This is a genomic window from Rhodococcus sp. T2V, from assembly GCF_029269925.1.
GTDB lineage: Bacteria > Actinomycetota > Actinomycetes > Mycobacteriales > Mycobacteriaceae > Rhodococcus_F > Rhodococcus_F koreensis.
In genome coordinates, this window is the sequence record NZ_JARJBD010000004.1 from 238,462 (window position 1) to 263,879 (window position 25,418).

Consider the following 25,418-nt stretch of genomic DNA (forward strand, 5'->3'; position numbering starts at 1 on the left):
AAGTATGGGTCCGTTGGCGGGGATCAGTGTGGTCGAGTTTGCAGGCATCGGACCGACGCCCTTCGTCGCTCTCCTACTGAGTGACCTGGGAGCTGATGTCATCACCATCGACCGGGTACCTTCCGCGGATGGCGGTACACCAGACGATTTGGTCCGAATGACCACCGGGGGGCTTGGCAGGGGGCGCCGCTCGGTGGCAGTCGACCTCAAGTCCCCCGGTGGGATCGATACCGTGCTCGAACTGCTGAAGAACGCGGACGGACTGATCGAGGGATACCGGCCCGGAGTCATGGAACGCCTGGGCTTGGGGCCGGAGGTGTGCCTGGCTCGAAAGCCGCGCCTGGTCTTCGGGAGAATGACCGGATGGGGCCAGGACGGCGACCTGGCCCAGCGTGCCGGCCACGACCTGAACTACATAGCGGTCGCCGGCGTGCTGCACCACATCGGCGGTCGAGATCAGGCGCCCACGGTGCCGTTGAACCTCATCGGCGACTTCGGCGGCGGAGGCCTGCTTCTCGCGTTCGGCATGGTCGCAGCGATGCTCGAAGCGAAGAACTCGGGTCGGGGCCAGGTGGTGGATGCGTCGATGGCCGAGGGCTCGGCACTGCTGATGACGATGATGTACGAGCTGTCCGGGCGTGGCATGTGGGACCACGACCGGGAGTCGAACATGAACGACGGCGGCGCCCACTTCTACAGCGTGTACGCCACCTCCGACGACAAGTATGTGGCGGTGGCCGCCATGGAACCGAAGTTCTACGCAAACCTCCTCGCGGCGCTCGGGCTCGATGACCGCGATCTGCTCGATCAGTGGGACCGTAGTCAATGGCCGGCGCTACGCGAAGTGTTCGCAGAAATCTTCCGGACGCGGACCCGCGACGCGTGGACGGCGCTGCTGGAGAACACCGACTCGTGCGTCACTCCGGTCCTGTCCATGCTGGAAGCGCCCAGTCATCGTCACAACGTATCGAGGAATGCGTTCATCAAGGTGGACGACATCACCCAGCCGGCCCCGGCTCCCCGATTCAGTCGCACGCCCACACGGGTGCGGCGCGGCGTGGCGGAACCGGGACAGCACTCGGTGGAGGTGCTCCGCGAAGCGGGTATGGATGAAGCAAGGATCGACGCGCTGCTCGCATCTGGCTCGATCGCTGCAACGAATCAGGAGGTCACGGCATGAACCCGGATCGATTCTTGAGGACATTCGATGTCCTCGACGCACTCGTCGACGCACCCGACGGGTTGCGGCTCACCGAGATCAGTCAGGCGGTCGGCGCGCCGGTCAGCAGCACTCACAACCTGCTGCAGACGATGCTCGCGGCCGAAATTATTGCGGCCACAGACGATCTCCGCTACACGGTCGGCCCGCGGGCTGTTCGAGTCGGGATCAAGATCATGAATTCGCTCGAAGTACGTACGCTCGGGCGGCGGCATCTCGAACATCTCGCCAAGACGCTGGGCAACGACGTGTACCTGGCGGTACGGGTCGGCGACCGGATCGTGTACGTGGATCGATTTCGCGGGACGCAGCCCGTGTCGGTCAACATCAGGATCGGCGATTCCCTGGCGCTGCATGCCACCGCGGTCGGAAAACTGTATGCCGCATATGAGGACGACTTGCGCGAACGGGTGCTCGCGCGTCCGCAACGCCGGTTGACGTCCACGACGATCACCGAACCGGAATTGCTGGAAGCCGAGTTCGATCGGATCCGGCAGAGTGGACTGTCTGTCAGCCGAGAGGAGGGCTATCCGGGAATCTTTGGAATCGCTGTTCCGGTTCGCGACGCCGCCGGGACGATGGTGGCTGCGATCCACGTTTCTGCGCTCAGCGCAGGCCTCGACACCGCCCGGGAAGACGAGCTGATCGAGCAGAGCCAGCGGACCGCTGCGGACATCCAAGACGATCTCGGCGTCAACGACCTCGCCAAGCTGGTTTCGCCTGGCACCGACGCCCCCGATAGCGGGGCGGCCGGCGCGACTGCCACGAAGTCTGCTGCACGAGCGGCGCGGCGCTGAAACATGAGGGCACCCAGCGACACCGACATTCCGGAGGCACACCGGATAGACCCGCAGATGCGTCGACAGCTGGCGACGCTGCGTGATTCTCTCGGACCACGCGGTTTCCTCAGCGTCGCCGACCTGAAGGAAAGGCGTCGGCTGTACGACCGGTTGGGCATGAGCGTCACGGTTGCTGGCGAGCAGCCTGCAGTCGTCCGGAGCGACGTCGTTCTGGAGGCGGGCTCGACGGTTCGGGCGCGGATCTATCAACCTGCCGAAGACCGCTGCGAGGGCGGACTGCTCTACATCCATGGCGGAGGAATGGTCATGGGCAGCATCGAGGCCGAGGACGCATATGCGGCGCAACTCGCCGCGGGCACTGGGGCCACCACGGTCTCCATCGACTACCGGTTGGCCCCGGAGCACTCCTACCCGGCTGCGATCGACGATTGCACGGCAGCACTGACCTGGATGATGAATTCGGGCCACACGCTGGGGATCGACCCTGCCAGAGTTGCCGTCTACGGCGTCAGCGGCGGCGGAGGGCTCGCAGCGGCGCTCGCCCTGCGTTGGCGCCACCGCAGAGACCCGCGCATCGCACTCCTCGCACTGGCGGCGCCTATGCTCGACGACCGCACCGGTGAGCAAGGCGCTCAGCCGGCGCTCGGCGTCTGGGACAGCGAACACAACACCGAAGCGTGGCGTCACATCCTCGGTGACAGGGCAGGAGGGACCGACGTCCCCGCCGACGCCGCCGCGGCCCGCGCGACGGATCTGACAGGCATGCCGCCGACTTTCCTCGACGTCGGCTCGCTCGATCTCTTCCTCTCCGAAAATCTGCGTTTTGCACAGGCATTGGCGACAGCCGGGGTATCCCTGGAGCTGCACGTCCACCCCGGCGCCTACCACGGATTCGACCAGCTGGCGCCCGGGGCGGAGCGCACCCGTCAGGCATGGGCGCAACGCATCGAGGCGCTGCGCTGCGCCCTTCGGAGCGATCCGGCCTCGCCCTGACATCGCCCCGGGTCCGCATCAGACCCTCGCGACCTCGCGAGGGTGACCGCGAGATCGAATCTGCCACCGTCCGTGGCGCCGATGCCGACGCGGGCGCCGACGGCCGAGTCTCAGAACACTAGCAGCACTGGGCACTTCGGGTGGGTCATACCCAATGAGTCGAGCATCGACCGGCTCATGACTCCGATCACTCGATGGGCACGTCGTCGGGGTCGAGCTCGACCTCGATCAGGAGCGGTCGTGTGCGATTGACGATAGCTTTCTCCACCGTTGTGAGATCGTCCGGAACTCGCATTGTGACTCCCTCGCCCCCGAGGGCAATTGCAAGCGCCGAAAGATCCGGCCACCGGAACAGTGTCCGGGCAGGGTCCATGTCCCGGTTACGAAACTGAATGTGCTCGGCGCCATACGACGAGTCGTTCAGGACCGTGACAATCAAGTCGATCCCGTTGTGCACGGCGTTGACGAATTCAGTGATTCCACCGAGCATGACGCCGCCGTCTCCGCAGACCAGGAGTACGGGCCTGCCGTGCGCGGCGAGCGCGGCTCCGATCGCGTTCCCCATGCCGAGGCCGATCGCGCCGAAGTTGCAGGTATGCACGAGTGAATGGGGGTCAGGAACGTGGAGCAGCGTATAGCCTGCAAACATGAAGCGACCGGCATCGACTACGACCACTCGGTCCTCGGGAATCAACCGGTCGATTGCTCGCACGGTCTCACGGAATGGGATACTGCCCACGAGAGAAGTGGAAGCCGGTGGGATCTCGTAGTCCTCGCGATCAACTGACTTCTCGATCCAGTCTTCCCGAAACCGGCGGGCAGGGACCTCTGCCTCGTCGAGATACCCGAGGATCGCGTCCGCGATCGTCGCAGCGTCGCCCAGTACGGCAGCATCGACATCGATGTGTCGCTTGATCGCCTGTGGATCGGTATCGCACTGCACGACTCGTTTGCCGTCCAGGAGGGCCCCTGAATCCGTGGTCCAGGAATTCAGGCCCGCACCGAACGCGATGACGCAATCGCTCTTGCCGATCTGGTCCAGAGCGGCGGAGGTGGAGAGTGTGCCGAATACTCCCATCGCCCCTGGGTCCGCCGAGAACAGCGACATTCCTCGCAAGGTGGTTGCGACCGGCGCGCCGAGACGCTCGACAAGCCGGCAGATGGCTGCCCGAGCGCTCGGCGTCGCCGCCCCGCGGCCGGCCAGGACGATCGGTCGCTCGGCGTCAGCAACAATGCCGACCGCTCGGTCCATCGCGTCAGGGTCCAGTGTCGTGTTCCGGTCCGCAGGCGGCAGAGGGTCATGTTGGTACTCAACCTCTTTCCACATGTAATCGACCGGCACGTTGAGTACGATCGGTCTGCGTTCTGCGGTCGCCCGCCACAGGGCCTCGCGCAAATCCTGAACAGCGGTCTCGGGGCGCCGTACCTGTTCGAAACCGGCTCCTGTCGGAAGAACCAGTTCTCTTTGTACGATGTCCTGCAAGGTGTTTCGGTCACCGTCTGCGGTGTCGCCGCAGATCAACACTATCGGCATCCGGCTCCGTACGCTGTCGATCACAGGCGGAAGTGCGTTGGCCAATCATGGACCGTGGGTGACGGTCGCCACGCCGACCTCTCCTGAAACGCTGGCGTAGCCGTTGGCCATCAACACGGCGCCGGCCTCGTGCGCTGATGCGATGTATGTGGCTCCAGGGATCGAGGAGTAGTAGTTCGCCAGGTAGAGGTTGCCGTCGCCCATCAGGCCGAACAACGTCGTGACCCCATGGTCGATCAGCCCTTGGGCGAGAGCTTTGTGGACCTGCATCGGTTGACCCTTTCGTTCAGAACGTCTCGAGAGCACGTTTGCCGATCAGTCGGCGGATTCCCAACGGAGCCGCGTTCATTGCACGTGGTAGTTGAACATCCGCGCGCCTTCTGACGCCGGTTCTTGCGAGATGGTGTCGGCAAGCACTTTGTATTCGGGAATTCGGCCACGGTCCACTGTCGACCGGTCGCGGCAAACCAATTCGAGAAGATTGTTCGCCGGATCTCGCACATACATCTGGACCCCGCCATCCGGGAGCTCATATATGGTGCTGAGAAATCCTTTTTCTTTGATCCCCAGGTTCGTCGCGTGGTCGTACAAACCCATGAAATCGCTGACCTCCAGCGCAAAGTGATGAATCTGACTTACGTCCGTCGTCGCCCCGTACTCGTATACATGCAGTGTCCTGTCACCGATCGAGAACCACGCGGTCGGAACTGCGAAGGTCGGAGACGGGACCTGCTCGAGATGCAGAAAGTCCTCATAGAAGCGCACCGATTCACCCAGTGCACGAGCTGGCACGCTCACGTGATTGACGGCTACGACGGGGTGGCTCATCTCGTTCCTTTGTTTCTCGGTGACACCGGGGGGAATTCGTATCGGTTGAGGCACAAACCGATCAGACAGGTTGCGGGATCTGAGCCGATGCCGCGGCCTTCTCTTTCGCCTTCGCGAGGTCTTCACGAACGGCGAGACCATACTCACGTGGGTCCAACTCGAGTCCGTACCGCCGCCCCGACGGATACAGCCGAGCCATCTGCTCGTGTTCTTCAGCGATCGCCGATCGCATCGCGGCCTCGTCGGGAAGGTCGACGTCTCCGGAGATGACCGCGGCGAGCCAACGGCTCTGGATGTCGATCATCCGGATATTGGCGCCGCCGCTGACGTCGAACAGTCCAACGAAGTAGAGGCCGGGCCAATTTGGCGACACGGCCCTTCGGTACAGGTCGATGCGCCCACCGTTGATCGGCGACACCTCGCTGCCGAGGAACGGGATGTCGAACTGGTAGCCGGTCGCGGCGATCACGGCGTCGAAAACCTCTTCCGTTCCGTCGTCGAATCGAACGGTAGTGCCTTCGGCGCTGTGTGTTCCGGGACGGACTGCGATTCGGTTCCACGCGATATGGGACATCACGGTGGGGTGACTGGCCGGGTGCGTCCGCGTTTTCGGTGTCGTGAAGCCCCAGTGCTCCATCCGCCCGTGCGCGACCAGCGTGACCAGTTCTCGGACCCGGCGCGCCAGCGGCCAAGGTAGCCAGGGGCGCTCCACCTTCGCCAGAAAACGTGACAACGGAGCACCGAACATCATTCGAGGCATGATCAGAACGGGCGAGCGGGCGGCCAGCACCGTCCGATCCGTCACAACGCAGACATCCGCAGCGATGTCCAGGCCGCTGTTTCCGGTCCCGACTACGAGAACCTTCTTTCCGGCGAACCGATCCGGGACCCGGTAGTCACGTGAATGCAGGTATTCACCTGTGAAGTCGGCTGCGAACGGCGGGTGGCTCGGGATCGACTGGTGTCCGTTCGCTACCACCACATTGTCGAATTCGGGTTCCGTGCCATCGTTCAACTTCAGCTTCCAGCGCGGAGCGCCCGGCGCTTCCGCTACGGGCTCAACGCTGTCGACCGCAGTGTTGACAACGATGTGCTGACGCAACCCGAAGTGGTCGGCGTAGGCGTTGAAGTAGGCCCTCATCTCATAGTGAGTGGGGAAGAGGGATGCCTCCGCGGGGATCGGAAAGTCGCGGTAACCGGTGTCCCTCGCTTCGGAATTGATCCGCAGCGACTGATATGCCGCGCCGATCCCGTTGTCGTTGTCGTATACCCACAGCCCACCGACCTCGGACCCCTTCTCGTAGACGGTGACGTCGAAGCCCCGTCCGATGAGGTGTTTGGCTGCGCTCAGCCCGGCGGGCCCTGCGCCGATCACGGCAATTCGCTGGACCATCAAGATTTCCTACTTTCGAAATTAGTTTCCAGTTCTGGTAACCGCGATGGTATCGCTCGTCCATCGACCTGACAAGAGAGGGCGACGGACAGTGCGGGGCGATCAGTCGCGGTCGCCCGGGTGGTTGGTCGGTGCGATCGGTGGCGGCAGCGTGCAACGCAGGCATGGTCATGAGTGGTGAGTTCGCGTCTCGGGGTCAGGGTTCTGTTGGTGTCGCTGTTCGACGAGCCAGGTGGCGATCTGCGTTCGCGAGGTGTAGCCGAGTTTGGAGAGGATCCGTTCGACGTGGCCCTGTGCGGTGCGCTGCGAGATGACCAGCTTTGCGGCGATCGCCCTGTTGGTCAGTCCCTCGGCGACGAGCTCGGCGACTTGTCGTTCGCGTCGGCTCAGGGTGCCGACTTCGGGAGACTTCTTCGCAGGCGCGGGCTGTATATCGAAGGCGTATCCGACCGCGTTGTCGACGCTGAACGCGCTGCCGTGCTGGTACTTCTCCTCGAACTGCCGGTCACCGAGCACACGGCGTGCGTGTTGTTCGCAGTCGCTGTGGTAACTCAGACCTGTGAGATAGTTGGCCATGGTTCCGCCGACGTCCCGCCAGATTGCGGCGGCCGCTCCGAGAAGGACTGCGGCGCAGCCGGGATCGTGGTCGGCTTCGATCCATGCGAGGGCTTCCAGGCTGCAGCCGATGCCGAACGAGTCGTCGGCACGAGTCGACAGTCGGATTCCCTCCTCGATGACCGCTCGCGCCCGGGTGCGATCACCATCGCACCACCACGCCCATGCCCCGATCATCGCGGACCGCCCGCAGTACACGAAGTCTCCGAGTGCCCCGGTGAGGGCCAGCATCTCCTCGTGGCAGACGCGCGCCTTCGACGCGTCGCCGAGCGACACGTAGGAGAGCCCTTTGCCCAACAGACTCACTACATGGAAGAAGGCAGCACCCTCGGTTTCTTGCGCGGCGCCGATCGCCTCATCGAAATACATTACGGCGGATACGGAGTCGCTGTTGTAGAGAGCGAGGAATCCTCGGACGAATCCCCGCAGCGCACGCATCGAGGTGGCGCCCGGTCGATCCTCGAGGGAATCGGCGCGGGCCAGCAGACCAACACCTTCAGCCACGTCTCCCTGCACTCCCGCGAAGAGACTGACCAGGTACAGGGCTTTGGCCAGATCCGCACCGGATTCGCCGACGTGGGCGGCGAGGACCCGGTCGAGCCAGAGCCGGCCCTCCCGGACGTATCCGCGGGAGAGCCAGAACGGAGACAACCCGACCGCCATGCGCGGTCCGGCATCGGCCTCGTCTGGTTCGGAGAGCGCAAAATGCAGGGCAGCACGAAGATTCGGCTGTTCCCTATCGAGGAGATCGAGCCAATGCAGCTGGCGAGGACTGATGATGTCGGCCGCGGCACGCGTGATCAGCTCCTGGTACCAGTCCTGAAAGCGTCTGCGCAGGTTGGGGTATTCGCCCGTGAGCTGCAGTTTTTCCTGGGCGTACTCTCTCAAGATGTCCAGCATCCGGTACCGGACCACCTCGCCGGCCTCTTCCCTGATCAAAATCGATTTGTCGACCAGTGCCGACACGACGTCGAGGAGATCGCCGCCCCGATCATCGTCGCCGCAGATGGCTTCGGCGGCGTCGAGTTCGAAGCTGCAGGCGAACACCGTCAACCGCGCCCACAGACGCTGCTCTTGCGGGGTGCACAGCTCGTAGCTCCAGCCGATGGACCACCGCAACGTCTTCTGCCGGTCGGGTGCGGCACGGCTGCCGCCGGTGAGCAGGCGGTATCGATCGGACAAGCGGTCGAGGATCTGGTGCACGGACATGACTCGCAGCCGAGCTGCGGCCAATTCGATCGGCAATGGCAATCCGTCCAGGCGGGCGCAGATCTGCGCCACCGCCACCTGGTTGTCCTCCGTGAGTTCGAACGTGGGAACGGCGGCGACGGCTCGTTGCAGAAACAACGCGATCGACTCGTAGCCGGGCAACCCGCGAAGCGACGGCGCATGGTCTGGGTTGGGGGTCTGCATCGGCGGAACCCGGGTCACCGCTTCCCCTCTGACCCTCAGCGGCTCCCGGCTCGTCGCCAGGATGCGCACCGCTGGGCAGGTCCGCAACACGGTGGCCGCCAGTGCCGCCACCGACTCCAGCAGGTGCTCACAGTTGTCGAGCACCAGCAACACATCCTTGTCGGCGAGGTTGTCGGTCAGCAGGACCAACGGTGCGTCCACCGTGTGATTCCTCAGTCCGAGGACGTCCGATACGACACCGGTCACCAACTCCGGATCGGAGAGCTCGCTGAGCTCGATCAGCCAGGAACCGTCGGTGAACGCTCGCTGCGAGTCGGTGGCGACTCGCAGCGCGAGCCGGGTCTTCCCTACGCCCCCGATCCCGGTCAGTGTCACCAGCCGGGACGCGGACAGCATCTTCTTCGTCTCGCCCACCTCATGGCGGCGGCCGACGAAACTGGTCAGCTCCACCGGCAGGTTTCCGGTCCGGCCTCGGCCCCGGACCGGCATCGAATTGCCCGAACCACCGCCCGATCGTGCCTTCGCGTCGGGCGGCGGCACGGGCATCGGGGTGAGTTCGGTCGGGCGGCCCGCGGGCCCGGCTCGATTGGATTCGTCGTTCATGGATTCTTCGCAGATCTCGGTGGGCCGCTACCGTGCCGGTCAGACGACGAGCGTGATGCGGCGTCCCAGCTGGCGGTCGTACTCGTGGTGAGCAGCCTCGATCTCTGAGAACGTGAACGTTGTCGAGCCGGGGAGGTCTAGCTCACCGCTCGCGAGGAGTTCGGCGAGTGCGTGCAACATCGCGCCGGACTCGTGAGTGATCACCAGCGTCGCGCTCTCCGGCGACACGCTGTGGGGCGGGCTTCCCGGGACAACGGTGACGTAGTGCCCCCCGGGCCGTAACGAGGCGGACAGGTCAATTCCGGCGGTGTCGATCACTGCGTCGACGCGGGAGACCGGCAGTGAGCCGATATGTACTTCCTCTGCTACACCGGTCGGCAACGATTCCGCCTGCTCGGCCCGCCGAACCAACGCGTGCGCGCGGTATCCGCGGAGGTGGAGAAGCTGCAGGGCGATACGTCCGACCGCGCCGGCGGCTCCGGCGACGAGCACGTCGGCTCCCGGAGTCAACTGCAGAGCATCGACGGCCTGCATCGCGGTCAAGCCGGGTAGAGGTAACTGGGCAAGGATGGCCGAGTCGACGTTTTCGGGGGCACGGGCAAGGGACGTCTCCGGGAGGCAGACGAACTCCGACCATGTCCCGTTTCCGGTGACGGCCGACGTCGAGGCACCAATGACCCGATCACCGGGCAGAAACCGGCCGGCATTCGGGCCCGTCTGTTTTACGGTGCCCACCAGGTCGTATCCGAGCGTGAACGGCGCACTTCCCTGAGGTGTGATCATCCCGCTACGAATTTTCACGTCGGCGGGATTGATCGCCGATGCTTCGAGGGCGATGAGTACTTCACCCTCACCCGGACTGGGGACCGGAATATTTCGCACCTGGAGCACATCGATGTATCCAGGAGAATCGAACTGAACAGCGAACATGGTTCATACCTTTTCGTGTGTGAAACGAGACGATCTGGGGCGGTTGCGGTGAGAACGCACGGCGTGGCCGCGCAGCCGGGGCGACCGGGTGGCTCGCGGTGAGCCACCCGGTCGCCCCGGCAGGACGTGGGCCGGTGCACACGTCCGACGACGGTCGGCTATCGAAGCGACCGCAGGCCCACGCGAATCTCTTCTGCCAGGAGCTGTGGCTGTTCCCAGGCCGCGAAGTGCCCGCCCTTGTCGAGCTTGTTGTAGTGGACGAGGTTGGGATACGCCTTCTCCGTCCAACTGCGCGGTGCCTGATAGAGCTCGTCGGGAAAGACGCTCACGGCAACCGGGATGGAGACGCCCCTGGTGGCGAGGAAGGCCGGGGACGTGAGTTCCCAATAGAGCCGAGCTGCGGACACCGCGGTGTTCGTCAGCCAGAACAGCGTGATGTTGTCGAGGACGTCGTCTCGCGTCAGGCCTTCGGGCTGTCCGGCGAAGGCCCGGGAGATCAGCTCCAAACTCTTCGCGTCGTGGTCGAGCATGAACGTTGCCAGTCCGACGGGCGAATCCGTCAATCCGGTCAGTGTCTGTGGGCGCGTCCCCATCTCCACGGCGTATCCGATGTGCTGGTAGAAGAAGGCCAGCTGGTCGGAGGCGGCCTTTTCGTCGTCGGAGAGATCGGACGGTAGTGGGTTGCCGGTGCGGAGCGCCTGATCGATCTCGGGTGGAACCACGGAAGCCATGTTGGTGTGAATGCCGACCAGTTCCGGCGGCGCCTGTAGAGCCATCAGTTCCGTGACGATCGCGCCCCAGTCGCCGCCTTGCGCCGCGTACCGCGTGTATCCGAGGCGCTTCATCAGCTCGATCCAGGCACGTGCGATGCGGTCGAGGCCCCAGCCGGTGGTGGTCGGCTTGCCCGAGAACCCGTAGCCGGGCCCCGACGGAATCACCAGATGGAAAGCGTCCGATGCGTCACCACCATGAGCGGTGGGATCGGTCAGCGGTTCGATGATCTTCAGCTGCTCGATGATCGACCCGGGCCACCCGTGCGTGACGATGAGCGGCAACGCGTCCTCGTGCTTCGAGCGAATGTGAATGAAGTGAATGTCGAGCCCATCGATCTCTGTGATGAACTGCGGCAGAGCGTTCAGTTTCGCCTCGACCTTGCGCCAGTCATAATCCGACGCCCAGTACTGGGCGAGTGCCTGGCTCGTCGCGAGAGGCACGCCCTGCGACTGATCTGCGACGGTCTCCTTGTCGGGCCACCGTGTGGCCGCGATGCGCTGGCGCAGCGCCTCGAGTTCGGTCTCGGGGAACTCGAACGTGAACGGCCGGATCGCGACTTCGGATGTGACAGACATGTGGGGTCCTTGCTGTGTTGGTTGGTGGTCGAGATTGGTTTTTGGGTGGATCGGAGCGTCAGATGGGCAGCTCTGTCCCGGCCTGTTCGGCGACCATGTAGGCGGCGTACCAGTCGGGCCAGTTCTCGTCGTACTGTCCGCCGTTGCGCTTCTCGTGTTCACCGTGGGCGATGGCCGCGCGGAAAAGCGCCTTCACCAGTTCGCGGTGGGAACTGAATGTTGTTGCGGCGGAGTCGATGCGTCCGGGCAGCCGGGTGGTGACTTCCTGCAACTTCCAGGTGTTGCCGTCGGGATCGTGGAAGCTGGCGTACGAGTTGTAGCTGGAATGGTCGGGGTCCGGTCCGAGGACCGGGCCGTTCGCGGTGTAGTGGAAGATGTCGCTGACATCGGTTCCGGCGGCGACCAGCTGCTGGTGGGCGGCGACGATGTCGGAGACGATGAGGAAGGCTGTGGCGGAGCCGGGTGCTGCGGTGGTCAGATCCGTGCCGAAATGGATCGAGGTGGCGGCGCCGGGCGGGGTGAACTGGACGACGCCGGAGTCGGGCGGTGTGAAGTCTCGTCGCCAGCTGAGTTTCGTGTAGAAGTCGGTGGCGCGATCCATGTCGGAGACGGGGAGGACGAGGACCTCGAGTTTCATGTCGACGGTCGCGACCGTCGTGGTGGTGGTCGCCTCGGTGGTGCGGGTTTCGGTCATGCTCATTACTTCCTTCTGGGGATTTCTCTGGTGGGTGGTGAGGTGAGGTCGGGGCGATCGACGGTGCAAACGTCTTACATGCTGCTGCTGTGCCAGCCGGCAAGGATTTGGTCGCCGATGGTGGTCTCGGCGCGGCGGTCCTGCCTTTGGTCGCGTTGCCGGTCGTGCCGGCTCTGCTGCTGCATGGTGTTGTCGTGGTCGCGGGGAGTGCCAGGTGCGATGACGGCGGCGACGGGGGTGGCGGCAGCTGTGGTGGCGGCTGAAATGCCGGCGGGGATGACGCCGAGTGCGGCGGTGGCGACTGCGGCGGTGGCGAACCGCTTCCAGGAGGAGATGCTGGTGTGTGAGTTGTTCTGGTGGAGGTGCGTGCTGTTCATGCCGATAAGACTCGCAATTGCGCGGCGCGTCTGACGGCGGTGATCTACGTGCTTCACTACCTGCATTTCCTACGCAGGTATGCCCCCGATGGACCCAGCGGAGTCCGAACTACGGCTTTCGGGAATCGATGTTCTCCTCGCGGGCGATCCAGGCGGCAAGCTGCGCACGGGATCGGTGCCCGGTCTTCGTGAGGATGCGGTCTACATGTCCTTCTGCGGTACGAGGCGAGATGACCAGCCGTTCCGCGATCTCCTTGTTCGTGAGTCCCTCCGCGACGAGCCTTCCCACTTCCTTCTCGCGAGGTGTGAGCTTCACCTGCCCTGAAGGAGTGGCCGGCGCCGCCGGCTTGGACGTGCGCTTTTGCAACGCGAATTCGATCGACGCGAGGTGTTCGAGTCGTTCACCGGCCTGGGATTCTCGCTCGAATGCAGAGTCACCCAGCAGTTGACGGGTGCGGTTCTCGTAACGAGTTCGTGTGCGGATCAACTCTTCGTTTCCGAAGAGTGGAGAGCTGCCCATCTCGCCACACAGAGTGCGCCCGATACCCAGCAGACGTGCGGATCGAGAGGGATTGCCTTCCTCGATCGCGATCCACGCAAGAATCTCGGTGCATGCACTCACACCCAGCCAGTCGCTCAGTGACTGCTTCAGTTCGATCGCTTCCTTCAACGAATCCGAAGCTTGCGGGTACTTGCGCTGGGTCCACAGGGCAAGTCCGCGGGCCCACAGCGCCCACGACGTCGAGAACCGCTCCGGCAGCGATTTACCCCGGGCGATTGTTTCCTCCGCCCAGGCAAGGGATTGTTCCAGGTTGCCCGACAGGCAGTGCACGAAAGCTAATTGGGCGCCGCCCAACAGTGTCAGGGAGTTGACTTCCCCTGACTCGGCGTGATGTGACGTGCCGGCAGTGAGAAGCTCCAACGCTTCTTCGAGATTTCCGTCGATCTCCTCCGCCGCGCCTCGGAACTGAAGCGCAAACGCCTGGGCGGTTCGATCACCGATCGATTCCGCGACGTCGCTGCATTCCATCAAGTAGCGCTTGGAGGTCGCGATGTCGCCCTGAATCATTGCGTACCAACCGATCACCCAGAGCGCTTTGGCCCTCTCGCGGCTCGGATCCTGGTCGGCCTCCAAGGCTCGGGTCAACCAGTACCGCCCGTCTCGCAGCAGGCCGCTCGCGTTCCAGAAGAACCACAGCGAACCCGCCATCCGGAGACCGGTTCGGGCCTCGCCGGGGGTGGACAGGCAGTACTCCAGCGCCGACCGCAGGTTCGCCCGCTCGTGCCGCAGGCGACGGTTCCATTCCAGCTGGCCCGATGCCAGTGACTGAGCCTCGCTGCGTTCCGACATCCGCAGGAAATAGTCTCGATGATTCCTGTGCCACTTGTCCTCGTCACCTTGCTCGGCAAGTCTCTCGACCGCGTAATCCTTGATGCTTTCCAGCAATTTGTATCGAACCGTGGATCCGGACTGAACGGTGGAGACGACTGATTTTTCGACAAGAGTGGAGATCAATTCGAGAGCATCCGGAACGATGTCCGGATCGGTGCACACGCTCTCGACTGCATCGAAATCGAAACCGCCCGCGAATACCGACAGCCGCGCCCACAGGACTTGTTCCTCCTGCGAGCACAGATCGAAGCTCCAATCGATGGCGCCACGCAGCGTTTGATGCCGCACCGGACCGCCGCGGTTTCCCCGAGTCAACAGATCGAACAGTGCGCCCTCCCGCGACAGGACGCGGTCGAGGGGAAGAGACCTGATCCGGACCGCTGCGAGTTCGATCGCCAGAGGGATGCCGTCCAGCCGCCGGCACAGACGGGCAACCCCCAGGCGGCTCTCGTCGTCGAGGGTGTATCCGGGGACGACGGATGCGGCGCGTTGCTCGAAAAGATCGACCGCCTCGGAACGAAAGCTTTTGCCATCTCGTCCCTCGGCGAGCTGAGCTTCATCCAGAACCGACAGGGGAGGAACCTCGAACACCGCCTCACCCAGCACACCGAGCGGTTCCCGACTGGTCGCGAGGATCTGCACGCGGTCCGACCGCCGAACAATGTCGGCGGCGACCGTTCCGCACGCCTCGATCAAGTGCTCACAGTTGTCCAGGACGATGAGTGCATGCCTTCCACCGAGGAATTCGAAGAGGTAGTGAGTTCCATCCGCAGTCACTCCGTCTCGAATATCGAGCGCCTCGGCAATTGCGCTGACGACAAGTTCGGGAAGGGAGATCGCGGCGAGATCCACGAACCAGATGCCGTCGGCGTAGGTTCTGCGCACTTCCGAGGCGACGCGGCACGCCAGCCGGGTCTTACCTACCCCTCCGAATCCCGTGAGTGTCACTATCCGAGAATCCGCGAGCCGCGCCTTGACCGCGGCCACTTCATTTCGGCGTCCGACGAAACTTGTCACTTCACGAAAGAATTCGTGCGCGGTGGGAACGGGTTGGTCGGCCGCCGCCACGTTCTCCTCGCGATGGCTGTCTCCCGGTTCGGTGTGCAGTGCCATCTCGTCGACGGGAAAATTGTGGAGACGTTGGGATGCGCGGAGTTGCTGGCCGAGTTCCGTGGCGGAGGGGCGGCTCGCCGGGGTGCCGGACATGGCACGTTCGATGATCGTGCTGACGTCCTCGGGAATGCCGTGCTTCCGTGGGTCCGGAACGGGCTCGGCCGTGATCCTCAGGAACTGGGCCACCACCTGCTCCCCACTGCGGCGTTCGAAGGCAGCGTGACCGGTCATCACAGCGAACAACGTGGCACCGAGGCCGTAGACATCGGCGGCAGCGCTCGGGGGTTCGCCGGTCACCACCTCGGGGGCGGTGAACGCCGGCGAACCCGTCACGACGCCGGCGGTGGTTTCGAACCCGCCGGCGATACGGGCGATGCCGAAATCTGACAGCGCGGGCTCGCCGTAGTCGGTGATCAGGATGTTCCCGGGCTTGACGTCGCGATGAAGGATCCCGAGGCGGTGGGCAGTCTCGAGGGCGCCGGCCATCTTCACCCCGAGCCGCAGCGCTTCGTCGAGCGGGAGCGGTCCGTCGCGCCGGATCCGCGTGTCGAGTGAGTCCTGGGCGTGGTACGGCATGACGATGTATGGCCGACCGGTGTCGGTGACGCCCACATGGAGGACATTGACGACATGGGGGTGTCCGGTCAGCCTGCCCGCCGCGCGCTGCTCACGCAGGAACCGTTCCCGGTTCTCCTCGTCGAGGTCCGCGGTGAGGACCTTGATTGCCACGGTGCGGTCGAGCGCCGCCTGGGTGCACCGGTAGACGACGCCGAAACCGCCGCGGCCGATCTCATGTGCGTCCTCGAATCCGGCGGCTGCCAGCTCCGCCGTGATCGAACCCGTCGCGCCACGTTGCGTCGCGAAAGGATCGATGTCAGTCATCGACTACATCGATTCTTCCGGTTCGAGTCGTTGTCGAAGAAATGCATCACTGCTGGCCTCTCGCGGATGTATCTAAGGATATCGCTGCAATGACGGTGGCGTTGCGAATGGTCACGCCTGTTTCACTAGCTGCGTCAACCCAGCGCTCAATCCGCCCGCCCACCTCCGCGTGACGAAGTGCATGGCGCTGTCGGGGTAACTCCCCGGCGGCGCCCTATCTTGCCCACTTGACACATTCGCCTACACGTCGGGTGTCATCACGGTCGAATCTGTGTCGCGAGGTGGGGGTGGTGGCGTCCCTGCAAACTGTCCATCCGCTGCGACGGACGACGGTGGTGCCCGGAGGGCGGTCCGCGGAGTCCTTCCCACTCGGGGAATGCGACCGGCCTGCGACTCGTGAGGTGACCGGTGTTGCTGGTGAGGTCGATCAGGCACCGGGCAGCGCCCTGCACGGAGAGGTGGTGCCTGCGCGCCACGTCGAGTAGTTCGTCGAAAGCCTGGGCATCGCTGTAGCCGCGTCTGGTGATCAGGACCGCCTTCGCAGTGGTCACGAGTTCACGGTCCGACGGCCCTCGGCGCCGGTCGAGGAAGCTTCGGGCGGACCGCACGGGGTTCGAGATCTCGGAATTCAACATCTGGCATCACCTTCGCCTACGACATTCCCCGGGTCGCGGAGTCGTAAACGGATACGAACGCATTCCCGTCCACGTTCGCCGAGGATGGGGAAACCGATCAGCTCGACCGGGCGCACTGCGGCCGCCGATCGTCGGCCGATCGTTCCCTTGAGCCAATCTTAAAGAACCTCGTAGTTCAGGTTGGTTGTTCGTCATTCCGGCACTGTGCACACTCAGCTGGTCACAGTTGTGACGAGTGTCGAGACGCGGAAGGAAGAACGTCATGAGCGCCCATGGCCCCCTGTTCTCCTCCGCTGCGTTCCACTGTTGTCGCTGATCTGGTGACCGGGCGCCTGCGGGCACCCGATTCGGAGTTCGTACCTCCGATTCCCTGATCGTCTCGTCCGCCCGACCGTCGTCGGCGTGGATTCGGCGCCACGCGCGTGTCTCGTCTTCCTTCCGTTCGTCCATGCATTGAGGAGTTCCGTCAGATGACCCGAAGATTCGTCGGCAGAGCAACAGCTCTGATTGCGGCTACGGCCGCCGCAGCACTGGTGCTCACCGGGTGCGCCGCATCCCAGTCGGTGGCCTCCTCGAACGTCGGTGGGGATCCGGTTCCCGGCGGGACCCTCCGGTTCGCCGTCCTGGACGCGCCGGCGAACCTCGATCCGCATTCCGGTAGCTCGTACCCGGAGTCGCTGATCACGAGCAACATCAGCGACAAGCTCGTCTATCAGAATCCCGAATCGGGTGCTCTCGAGCCCTGGCTGGCGACGTCCTGGAACGTCAACGAGACCCTGACGGAATTCACGTTCCACTTGCGGAACGACGTCACGTTCAGCGACGGCACGCCGTTGACAGCGGACTCGGTGAAGGAGAACTTCGACCTCCTCGGTTTCGGCAACAAGGAACTCGGTGTCGTCCCGGTATCCGCATACTGGGGCGGGTACCTCGGCACGGAGGTGATCGATCCGAGCACCGTGAAGGTCACCCTCGACAAGCCGAGTGCCGGTTTCCTCCAGGGTCTCTCGATGTACTTTGCCGGGATCCTCGGGCACACGACGCTGCAGTTGAGGAAAGAGGACCGCGCGCTTCCGCAGAACATCGTGGCGACCGGACCGTTCGTCGTGACCGAACACGTGTACCAGGAGAAGACCGTCCTGCGGAAGCGGGAAGGATACAACTGGGCGCCGGCGAGCCGGGGGCACAACGGTGACGCCTACCTCGACGCGGTGGAAGTGCTCGTCATCCCGGAGGCCGGGGTCCGGACGGGGGCGTTGCGCTCGGGTGAGGTGGACGCGATCCTGGACGTCAACACGACCGACGAGGCGCCGCTGCGCGCCGAGGGCTACGAGATCGTTCCCCAGCTGATCCCCGGCCGCGATATCGCGTTCGATTTCAAGACCGATCTCTTCCCGACCAACGAGCGTGCCGTGCGCGAGGCCGTCAAACTCGGCTGGAGCCGGGACGCGCTGGCGAAGACGGTACTGACCGACAGCTACCGGCCGTCGTCCTCGGTGGTCTCGGAGCGCGTGCCGGGATATGCGGATTTCAGCGATCGACTGGTCGAGAACCAGGACGAGGCGAAGCGGATCCTGGATCAGGCCGGCTGGAAGGACGGCCCGGACGGTATTCGCGTCAACGCCGACGGCAAGCCGCTCACGCTGAGTCTGCTCGCCATCAACAACCTGGTGATCAACAAGCCCGCGTTCGAACTCATCCAGCAGGATCTGCGTGACATCGGTGTGGACCTGCAGTTGCAGGTCCTTCCCATCCCCGATTACCAGGCGGCGAGCAAGCTGCAGGGCAAATGGAACGTCCAGGTGTTCAATACCAGCCGATCGGACGTGGCGGTGCTCGAGCAGACGTACTCGCCGCTGTTCACGAACGGCGCCGCCATCACCGCGGACAACCCCGTCCGGCAGAAGGCAATCGACACGTTCCGCGCCGTCAACGAGACACTCGATCCGGCCAGGCGTGCCGCCGCGGCCGCCGCGGCGCAGGACTTCGTACTCAACGAGGAGATCCTCAGCGTGCCGGTGTACAACCCGGCCCAGGTGACAGCGGCCAACCCGAAGGTCCACAACGTGGGCTACGAGGCACAGTCGCGAAACGTGTTCTACGACACCTGGATAGAGCAGGGCTGAGCAATGGGACGGTACATCCTCGCCAAACTGGGTCAGTCCCTGTTCGTCGTGTGGGCGGCGTACTCGCTCACGTTCGTCCTGCTGTACGTGCTTCCGTACGACACCGTCGACCTCATGTTCGACCCGAGCGAGGCGGAACTGGTCAGTGACGCCGACAAGGACGCGGCGCGCGCACACTACGGTCTCGATCAGCCGGTGGTCGTGCAGTACGCCACGCGACTGTTCGGTGCGTTGCACGGGGACTTCGGGCATTCGGTGCGCACGGGGGAGAACGTGTGGTCGATGATCTTCGCGGTGCTGCCGCAGACGGCGATCCTCGCGGGTGCCGCACTGCTACTCGCGGTGATCGTGGCGTTCGCAATTGCACTGTCGGCGGCGTACACCCGCAGCTCGTGGCTGTCGCAGGCCATCGCGTCCCTCCCCGCGGCCGGTGTATCCGTACCGGTGTTCTTGGTGGGGCTCGCGATCCTGCAGGTCTTCTCGTTCCAGCTACGGTGGTTTCCCCCCATCGGAAACGACGGCTTCGCCTCGCTCGTGCTGCCCGCCGTCACGCTGGCGATACCGGTGTCGGCGCCCATCGCGCAGCTGCTGCTGAAGAACATCGAACTCGGGTTGAACGCGCCCTACGTCACGGTGTCCGTCGCGAAAGGCGCCAGCCGGTTGTGGGTTCTCGTGCGCGATGTTCTCAAGAACGCGAGCCTGCCCGCACTGACGATTGCCGGACTCACCCTCGGCAATTTGCTGGCCGGTGCCGTGATCGTCGAGACCATCTACTCGCGTTCCGGCCTCGGCCGGCTGACCGAGACGGCAGTCCGCACGCAGGACGTGATGCTCGTGCAGGCGGTGGTGGTGTTCGCGGCCGTCGTTTTCGTGGTCGTCAATTTCGTGGTCGACATCGTCTATCCGCTGCTCGACCCGCGGCTGCGCACGCGGGTCCTCGCCGGCGCCGCCCCGGCGGCCGGGTAAGGAGGCATCACAGTGACCACATTCGATTTCCGCTCACCGGCCTCATCCACCGCCGACACCGCCGACACCGCCGGCGACCGGTTCGTGCGGTTCGTGCGGCGGCTCGCGTCGACCGCACCGGGCCTGGTCCTGTCCTGGCTGGTGATCGTCACGGTCGTTCTCTGGGCGGTGGCGCCGGGCTGGTTCACGTCGTTCAGTCCCTACGACGGTGACGTCGACGCCAGTTTCAGCCCACCCGGTCCTGAACACCTCTTCGGCACCGACCGCCTCGGCCGGGACCTCCTCGCCCGCGTGATCTTCGGGGCGTCCACGACGCTCAGTGCGACGTTGCTCGCGGTGCTGGTGGGGTTCGTCGTCGGTTCGGTCGTCGGCCTGCTCAGCGGGTTCGTCGGCGGTCGCACCGATGCGATCGTCATGCGCTTCGTCGACGTGCTGCTCGCGATTCCGGCGCTTCTGCTCGCCATGACGGTGGTGACGGCACTCGGATACGGCACTTTCAATGTGGCGTTGGCGGTAGGAATTTCCGCGGTTGCGGCATTCGCCCGGGTGATGCGCTCCGAGGTACTCAAGGTCGCCCAGAGCGACTACGTGGAAGCGGCCTACGGATCGGGAGCCGGCTTCGGCCGGGTCGTGGTCCGGCACGTGCTGCCGAACTCGGTCACCGCCGTGTTGTCGTTGGCTGCGCTCGAATGCGGTTCGGCCATCCTTGCCGTGGCGGCACTGGGCTTCCTCGGTTACGGAGCGCCGCCGCCGGAGCCTGAGTGGGGGCTCGCCGTGTCGGAGGGCCGCGACTACCTCGCCACCTACCCATGGATCTCGATCCTGCCCGGCGTCCTGATCGCCGTGGTCGTGCTCGCCACCAACCGCATCAGCAAATCGCTAGGAGACCAGAGATGAGCGACGTCGAACAGGGGCACGGTCCGCTGCTGCAGATCGACGATCTGCGGGTCAGCTACCGTACCGCTCGCGGGGCCGGGAAGACCGCCGTCGAGGGTGTGGGGTTGAGCGTCCACCCGGGTGAGTTCGTTGCCGTCGTCGGTGAATCGGGCTCGGGCAAGAGCACCACCGTCCATGCCGCGTTGCGGCTCCTGCCGTCGTCGGCGTCCATCGAGTCCGGCACGATCCACCTGGGTGGGCGGGATGTGACCCGGTGGAAGGACCGGCGGCTGGCACAGCTGCGCGGTCCGTTCGTCGGGTTCGTTCCACAGGATCCCGGCACCTCGCTCAACCCGGTGAAAAGAGTCGGGGTGCAGGTCCTCGAGGCGATCCGGCTGCACCGGAAGGTCGAATCGGGTCCGGCGCGGGAGTTGGCGCTCGACAAACTGCGCCTCGCCGGACTGAACAGTGCCGAACGGGTCTACTCGCAGTTCCCGCACGAACTCTCCGGCGGGATGAAGCAGCGAGTCCTCATCGCGATTGCCCTCGCGAGTGATCCGGCACTGCTGGTGGCGGACGAGCCCACGTCGGCGCTCGACGTGACGGTTCAGAAGGTGATCCTCGACCATCTCGCGGTACTCCGCGACACCCTCGGGCTCGGCGTCCTGCTCGTCACCCACGACCTCGGGGTGGCGTTCGACCGGGCGGACCGCGTGGTCGTCATGCGGCAGGGGAGGATCGTCGAACAAGGGGAGACGCGGGAGCTGGTCGAGAATCCGGGGCAGGAATACACCCGGTCGCTGATCGCCGCGGCGCCGTCGTTCCGCAGCGCGCGCCTCGGGCCGTCACCGCTTGCGCTCGCGGCGCGCGCCGTGGACGACACCGCGGCCGCGGCCCCCGTCCTGGAATTGCGCGACGTGACCAGGCGGTTCACCGTCGGGTCGAGCTCGAAGGCCTCCGAGTTCGTCGCGGTCGACGGTGTGACCGTCGGTGTGACCGCCGGTTCCACCCACGCCGTGGTCGGTGAATCGGGAGCAGGCAAGTCCACACTCGCGCGAATCGCGGTCGGGCTCAGCCGACCGGACGCCGGCGAGGTTCTGCTCGAAGGCGACAGGATCGACGGACTGTCCCACCGCGGGTTGCGGCCGGTGCGACGTAGGATCCAGCTGGTACGCCAGAACCCCTACTCGTCACTCGACCCCAAGCTCAGCATCGAGCAGATCATCGCGGAACCGCTGGCTGCGTTCAAGATTCGGAGCAATCGAACCGAACGCCGCACACGGGTGGTCGAATTGCTCGACGCGGTGGCGCTCGACAGCACGTTTCTCCGGCGCAAACCCGTCGAACTGTCGGGCGGGCAACGGCAGCGCGTCGCAATCGCGAGGGCACTCGCCGCCGACCCGAGAATCGTCGTTCTCGACGAGGCGGTCTCGGCCCTCGACGTCTCGGTTCAATCGCAGATCCTGCAACTCCTCGTCGACGTCCAGGCCGAATTCGGGCTGACGTACCTGTTCATCACCCACGACCTGGGCGTGGTGCGGTTGATCGCCGACGACGTCACCGTGATGCGCGGCGGGCGGGTGGTGGAGTCGGGACGTGTCGACGACATCTTCGGCGCGCCGCGCGAGGCCTACACCCGAAACCTGCTGCACGCCGTACCCGGCGAGAACCAACTTCTCGCCGCCGCGCTCTGACATCCGGACAACCACCTACCGAGAAGGACATCACATGACCGACAACACCGACACCGCCGGCCGACTCACCCCCGCTCTCGTCACCCCGGTGCTCGCGGCCGCGGCCGTCAAGGGCGGCGCCGTGCTCGTGGACGTGCGCAGCGACAAGGGGCGCGGAGAGAACGGCGAGGTCCCGGGAGCGATCGTTGCCGACCGCGACGCACTCGACGAACAGTTCGGACTCGACTCGCCCACGAAGCACGCCGAGATCATCTCGCTCGACCAGCCGATCGTCGTCGTGTGCGGATCCATTGCGGGGTCCGGTCCGGTGGCGGAGGGATTGCTCGAGTGTGGCTTCCGCAACGTGGTGCACATCGACGGCGGGTTCGCCGCATGGAAGGCCGCAGGCCTGCCCGCGAACGAGCCTGCACGGGCACACGGCGACGAGACGCGGATTTAGCGGATCTACACGAAGCGTCAAGGCCGATTATGTTGATCGGCAACATGTCTCGATATGAGATGGGACGGAGAACCTGGGCTTCCGGTCGTTCCCTTCGGGGCCCGGCCGGTAGACCGTTCCGTCGGCCGTCACCCGTCCGGGTGACGGCGCTCGATCACGTCGTCCGAGGAGACCCTTCATGACCGCTGTCACCCTGACCGGCCGCGTCAGCGACCATTCCACCGCCGTGGACCGTTCCCTCCCGCGGTTCCGGGAGATCTTCGCGCGCATCGCTGCCGGCGCGGCGGAGCGCGAACGCGCCCGGGAGCTGCCGTACGCGGAGGTGGCCGAGCTGTTCGCCGCGGGGTTCGGTGCTCTGCGCGTCCCGGTCGAGTTCGGTGGCCACGGGGCGACCCTGCCCGAGCTCTTCGAACTCCTCGCGGAGCTCGGGCAGGCCGATTCCAACATTCCGCAGATCCTGCGGGGGCACTTCACCACCGTCGAAATCCTCCGCAACCTGGACGACGGACCGGTTCGGGCCCACTGGCTGGAAAAGATCGGCGCGGGAGCGGCATTCGGCAACGCACAGTCGGAACCCACCGGCCGGGGAACGTTCGACATCTCGACCACCGTCGCCGACCACGGCGGTGAGGCAGTGGTATCCGGCGAGAAGTACTACACGACGGGAACCCTCTACGCCGACTACATCCGAGTCGCCGTGACGGACGGCGATGCGCGGCGCCGCTTCGTGGTGGTGGCGGCCACCGCGGCGGGTGTCGACCGTATCGACGACTGGGACGGGATCGGTCAACGGCTCACCGCCAGTGGAACCACGAAGTTCGAGGCGGCACCGGTCGCCGAATTCGGCGAGTTCGGGCACCGCCCGGGATTCCTCGACCAGCAGTCCTCGTTCGTGCAGATCGTGCACCTGGCGACGCTGGCGGGGATCAACCGCAACGTCCGAGACGACGCAGTGGAACTGGTGCGCAGCCGCACCCGGACGAGTCTGCATGCGCCGTCCGATGCGGCGACGTCGGACTACGCTGTCCTCGGCGTGGTCGGGAAGATCGCGAAGAACGTTCTGGTCGTCGACAGCATCCTGCAGCGGATCGCACAGGAACTCGAAGACGTCAATGCACGGTTCGAGGCAGAGGGGCCCACCCGCGATCTGTTCGCGGAGGTCTTCGTGAACACGTCCGCGGCGCAGATCGCCGTGATCGACGCGGTCCTGGACTCCGCCAACCTCATCTTCAACGCGGGTGGCTCCTCCGCGGTGCGAGAGGGACGCAATCTGGACCGTCACTGGCGGAACGCCCGCACTCTCGCCTCACACAACCCCGTGGTCTACAAGCCGACGGTCATCGGCGACTACCTGGTCAACGGCACCACACCCAAGTCGTTCGCCGACCGGTACGGCGAGCCGAAGAATTCTTGATCGCCGCTCCGTCCCCGGAAAGAGCCTTCCGGTCGAGGATCGAGTGCGCGCGACAAGGTGTACTGAACAGAATCGTCGTGATCACAAACCTGTGCTGAACGGTCGCCGCTGGGCAGGATGGGAAATACGGTCGAGCGGAGATCCCGTACGACCGGCCGATCTACCCACGAGGACCACCTGTGTATGACATTCGACGGTTGATTCTGCTCCGCGACCTCGCCGAGCACACGACGATGACGGCTGTGTCCGAACTGCACGGGATCACCACGTCCGCGGTGTCCCAGCAGTTGAGGATCCTCGAGGACGAGGTCGGCGCGGTCCTGACCCGCAGAGAGGGGCGCGTGCTGCGTCTCACCCACGCGGGCCGGGTGCTGGTCGATCACACATCGAGAGTCGTTGCCGCACTGGAAGAAGCGGAGAGCGCCGTAGCGGCGACGGGAGAATCCGTCACCGGCGTCCTCACCCTGGCGACGTTCCAGACCGCCCTGACCCGGCTTGCGCTGCCGGTGGCCACGCGACTGGGTCGAGAGCACCGCGGATTGCGGGTGCGACTCATCGACGCGATGCCGGTCAATTCGGTGCCTGCAGTCCGGCAGCAGGAAGTCGATCTGGCGATCACCTACACCTACTCGTTCCGTGCACGCGACCTTCCCGCCGGTCTCGCCTCGGAGTTCCTGTTCGACGACCCACTGGTGCTCCTGGCTCCGACTCCGTTGCGGGAGCGCGCGAGGCAGCACGGGCTCGGCGCGGTCGCCGACGTGGATTGGATCGCCGCCTCCGACGGGGCCCCCTCCATCGTGTCGGTGATGTTCGCGTGCCGTCAGGCCGGATTCACGCCCCGGATCGAGCATCGGTGCGGCAGCTTCACGGGGATGGCGGAAATGGTCGAAGCCGGCTTCGGGGTGGCCGTGGTCCCCGAGATGGCGGTCTCCGAGGCCCACCGGCACCTCGTCGCGTGCCCGGTCTCCAACGGCGCACGGCAGATCGGCGTCACGTACCGTCAGGCGTCGATCGAGCGCCCCGCGGTGGCCGCGGCCATCAGGGCATTGCGGATGGTCGCAGGACCACTGCAGCTCGCGTCGTGAACCGCCTGCGGTCGTCCGACCCGGCTTGAGGATTTCTTAACGAATCT

General features: G+C 65.0%; 21 protein-coding genes. 10 read left to right on the forward strand and 11 right to left on the reverse strand.

Annotated features, from left to right (window positions below; translation table 11 throughout):
* The first annotated feature begins 4 nt into the window (after nt 1-4).
* The 3 genes from P3H15_RS05895 to P3H15_RS05905 are packed head-to-tail and all read left to right on the forward strand — an operon-like array spanning nt 5 to nt 3,012.
* Complete coding sequence (locus P3H15_RS05895) at nt 5-1,180, forward strand: CaiB/BaiF CoA-transferase family protein (RefSeq protein WP_276136381.1); 1,176 nt, start codon at nt 5-7, stop codon at nt 1,178-1,180.
* The gene (locus P3H15_RS05900; protein ID WP_276136382.1) at nt 1,177-2,016 is read left to right on the forward strand and encodes an IclR family transcriptional regulator; all 840 of its coding nucleotides are present in this window, start codon (nt 1,177-1,179) and stop codon (nt 2,014-2,016) included. Before P3H15_RS05895 ends, P3H15_RS05900 begins: the two co-directional genes overlap by 4 nt.
* A gap of 3 nt (nt 2,017-2,019) precedes the next feature.
* The gene (locus P3H15_RS05905) at nt 2,020-3,012 is read left to right on the forward strand and encodes an alpha/beta hydrolase (protein ID WP_276136383.1); all 993 of its coding nucleotides are present in this window, start codon (nt 2,020-2,022) and stop codon (nt 3,010-3,012) included.
* A 187-nt stretch (nt 3,013-3,199) separates the two neighbouring features.
* On the opposite strand, the gene P3H15_RS05910 is transcribed toward P3H15_RS05905, so the two are convergent.
* The 11 genes from P3H15_RS05910 to P3H15_RS05960 form a co-directional block, all read right to left on the reverse strand.
* Nucleotides 3,200-4,591: a thiamine pyrophosphate-dependent enzyme gene (locus P3H15_RS05910; RefSeq protein WP_346348753.1), complete on the reverse strand. Its 1,392-nt coding sequence runs from the start codon at nt 4,589-4,591 to the stop codon at nt 3,200-3,202.
* Nucleotides 4,592-4,816, reverse strand: a complete 225-nt coding sequence (locus tag P3H15_RS55480; protein ID WP_346348754.1) for a thiamine pyrophosphate-binding protein — start codon at nt 4,814-4,816, stop codon at nt 4,592-4,594. It abuts the gene before it with no gap.
* Between the two features lie 75 nt (nt 4,817-4,891).
* On the reverse strand, nt 4,892-5,374 hold the full coding sequence (locus P3H15_RS05920; RefSeq protein WP_276136384.1) for a VOC family protein: 483 nt from the start codon (nt 5,372-5,374) through the stop codon (nt 4,892-4,894).
* 61 nt (nt 5,375-5,435) lie between these two features.
* Nucleotides 5,436-6,767: an NAD(P)/FAD-dependent oxidoreductase gene (locus P3H15_RS05925; RefSeq protein WP_276136385.1), complete on the reverse strand. Its 1,332-nt coding sequence runs from the start codon at nt 6,765-6,767 to the stop codon at nt 5,436-5,438.
* A gap of 168 nt (nt 6,768-6,935) precedes the next feature.
* Nucleotides 6,936-9,398, reverse strand: a complete 2,463-nt coding sequence (locus tag P3H15_RS05930) for a LuxR C-terminal-related transcriptional regulator (RefSeq protein WP_276136386.1) — start codon at nt 9,396-9,398, stop codon at nt 6,936-6,938.
* 39 nt (nt 9,399-9,437) lie between these two features.
* Nucleotides 9,438-10,328 (reverse strand): NADP-dependent oxidoreductase, encoded by an 891-nt coding sequence (locus P3H15_RS05935; RefSeq protein WP_276136387.1) that lies wholly within the window; start codon nt 10,326-10,328, stop codon nt 9,438-9,440.
* Nucleotides 10,329-10,486: 158 nt separating this feature from the next.
* Complete coding sequence (locus tag P3H15_RS05940; protein ID WP_276136388.1) at nt 10,487-11,677, reverse strand: epoxide hydrolase family protein; 1,191 nt, start codon at nt 11,675-11,677, stop codon at nt 10,487-10,489.
* Nucleotides 11,678-11,735: 58 nt separating this feature from the next.
* The gene (locus P3H15_RS05945; RefSeq protein ID WP_276136389.1) at nt 11,736-12,371 is read right to left on the reverse strand and encodes a VOC family protein; all 636 of its coding nucleotides are present in this window, start codon (nt 12,369-12,371) and stop codon (nt 11,736-11,738) included.
* A 74-nt stretch (nt 12,372-12,445) separates the two neighbouring features.
* The gene (locus P3H15_RS05950; protein WP_276136390.1) at nt 12,446-12,748 is read right to left on the reverse strand and encodes a hypothetical protein; all 303 of its coding nucleotides are present in this window, start codon (nt 12,746-12,748) and stop codon (nt 12,446-12,448) included.
* 109 nt (nt 12,749-12,857) lie between these two features.
* Entirely contained in the window at nt 12,858-16,136 is a 3,279-nt protein-coding gene (locus tag P3H15_RS05955; RefSeq protein ID WP_276136391.1) for a protein kinase, read from the reverse strand.
* Between the two features lie 257 nt (nt 16,137-16,393).
* A complete protein-coding gene (locus P3H15_RS05960) occupies nt 16,394-16,771 on the reverse strand; it encodes an ANTAR domain-containing protein (protein ID WP_276136392.1) in 378 nt (125 codons plus the stop codon).
* Nucleotides 16,772-17,241: 470 nt separating this feature from the next.
* On the opposite strand from P3H15_RS05960, the gene P3H15_RS05965 reads away from it, so the two are divergent.
* The 7 genes from P3H15_RS05965 (at nt 17,242) to P3H15_RS05995 (ending at nt 25,371) form a co-directional block, all read left to right on the forward strand.
* A complete protein-coding gene (locus P3H15_RS05965; protein WP_276136393.1) occupies nt 17,242-18,897 on the forward strand; it encodes an ABC transporter substrate-binding protein in 1,656 nt (551 codons plus the stop codon).
* 3 nt (nt 18,898-18,900) lie between these two features.
* Nucleotides 18,901-19,863 (forward strand): ABC transporter permease, encoded by a 963-nt coding sequence (locus P3H15_RS05970; protein ID WP_072941319.1) that lies wholly within the window; start codon nt 18,901-18,903, stop codon nt 19,861-19,863.
* A gap of 12 nt (nt 19,864-19,875) precedes the next feature.
* Nucleotides 19,876-20,760 carry an ABC transporter permease gene (locus P3H15_RS05975; RefSeq protein ID WP_276136394.1) on the forward strand — a complete coding sequence of 295 codons (885 nt, stop codon included), beginning with the start codon at nt 19,876-19,878 and terminating at the stop codon, nt 20,758-20,760.
* Nucleotides 20,757-22,433 carry an ABC transporter ATP-binding protein gene (locus tag P3H15_RS05980; protein ID WP_276136395.1) on the forward strand — a complete coding sequence of 559 codons (1,677 nt, stop codon included), beginning with the start codon at nt 20,757-20,759 and terminating at the stop codon, nt 22,431-22,433. Before P3H15_RS05975 ends, P3H15_RS05980 begins: the two co-directional genes overlap by 4 nt.
* 34 nt (nt 22,434-22,467) lie before the next feature.
* Complete coding sequence (locus P3H15_RS05985) at nt 22,468-22,872, forward strand: rhodanese-like domain-containing protein (RefSeq protein ID WP_276136396.1); 405 nt, start codon at nt 22,468-22,470, stop codon at nt 22,870-22,872.
* Between the two features lie 178 nt (nt 22,873-23,050).
* Complete coding sequence (locus tag P3H15_RS05990; RefSeq protein ID WP_276136397.1) at nt 23,051-24,286, forward strand: acyl-CoA dehydrogenase family protein; 1,236 nt, start codon at nt 23,051-23,053, stop codon at nt 24,284-24,286.
* Nucleotides 24,287-24,465: 179 nt separating this feature from the next.
* The gene (locus tag P3H15_RS05995; protein WP_276136398.1) at nt 24,466-25,371 is read left to right on the forward strand and encodes a LysR family transcriptional regulator; all 906 of its coding nucleotides are present in this window, start codon (nt 24,466-24,468) and stop codon (nt 25,369-25,371) included.
* Nucleotides 25,372-25,418 lie beyond the last annotated feature (47 nt).

Bases quoted from the DNA above. Each gene is read 5' to 3' on its own strand.
- P3H15_RS05900 (WP_276136382.1), top strand. From the start codon at position 1,177: ATGAACCCGGATCGATTCTTGAGGACATTCGATGTCCTCGACGCACTC.
- P3H15_RS05895 (WP_276136381.1), top strand. From the start codon at position 5: ATGGGTCCGTTGGCGGGGATCAGTGTGGTCGAGTTTGCAGGCATCGGA.
- P3H15_RS05970 (WP_072941319.1), top strand. From the start codon at position 18,901: ATGGGACGGTACATCCTCGCCAAACTGGGTCAGTCCCTGTTCGTCGTG.
- P3H15_RS05950 (WP_276136390.1), bottom strand. From the start codon at position 12,748: ATGAACAGCACGCACCTCCACCAGAACAACTCACACACCAGCATCTCC.
- P3H15_RS05905 (WP_276136383.1), top strand. From the start codon at position 2,020: ATGAGGGCACCCAGCGACACCGACATTCCGGAGGCACACCGGATAGAC.
- P3H15_RS05940 (WP_276136388.1), bottom strand. From the start codon at position 11,677: ATGTCTGTCACATCCGAAGTCGCGATCCGGCCGTTCACGTTCGAGTTC.
- P3H15_RS05935 (WP_276136387.1), bottom strand. From the start codon at position 10,328: ATGTTCGCTGTTCAGTTCGATTCTCCTGGATACATCGATGTGCTCCAG.
- P3H15_RS05990 (WP_276136397.1), top strand. From the start codon at position 23,051: ATGACCGCTGTCACCCTGACCGGCCGCGTCAGCGACCATTCCACCGCC.
- P3H15_RS05980 (WP_276136395.1), top strand. From the start codon at position 20,757: ATGAGCGACGTCGAACAGGGGCACGGTCCGCTGCTGCAGATCGACGAT.
- P3H15_RS05985 (WP_276136396.1), top strand. From the start codon at position 22,468: ATGACCGACAACACCGACACCGCCGGCCGACTCACCCCCGCTCTCGTC.
- P3H15_RS05925 (WP_276136385.1), bottom strand. From the start codon at position 6,767: ATGGTCCAGCGAATTGCCGTGATCGGCGCAGGGCCCGCCGGGCTGAGC.
- P3H15_RS05960 (WP_276136392.1), bottom strand. From the start codon at position 16,771: ATGTTGAATTCCGAGATCTCGAACCCCGTGCGGTCCGCCCGAAGCTTC.
- P3H15_RS05945 (WP_276136389.1), bottom strand. From the start codon at position 12,371: ATGACCGAAACCCGCACCACCGAGGCGACCACCACCACGACGGTCGCG.
- P3H15_RS05920 (WP_276136384.1), bottom strand. From the start codon at position 5,374: ATGAGCCACCCCGTCGTAGCCGTCAATCACGTGAGCGTGCCAGCTCGT.
- P3H15_RS05965 (WP_276136393.1), top strand. From the start codon at position 17,242: ATGACCCGAAGATTCGTCGGCAGAGCAACAGCTCTGATTGCGGCTACG.
- P3H15_RS05930 (WP_276136386.1), bottom strand. From the start codon at position 9,398: ATGAACGACGAATCCAATCGAGCCGGGCCCGCGGGCCGCCCGACCGAA.
- P3H15_RS55480 (WP_346348754.1), bottom strand. From the start codon at position 4,816: ATGCAGGTCCACAAAGCTCTCGCCCAAGGGCTGATCGACCATGGGGTC.
- P3H15_RS05955 (WP_276136391.1), bottom strand. From the start codon at position 16,136: ATGACTGACATCGATCCTTTCGCGACGCAACGTGGCGCGACGGGTTCG.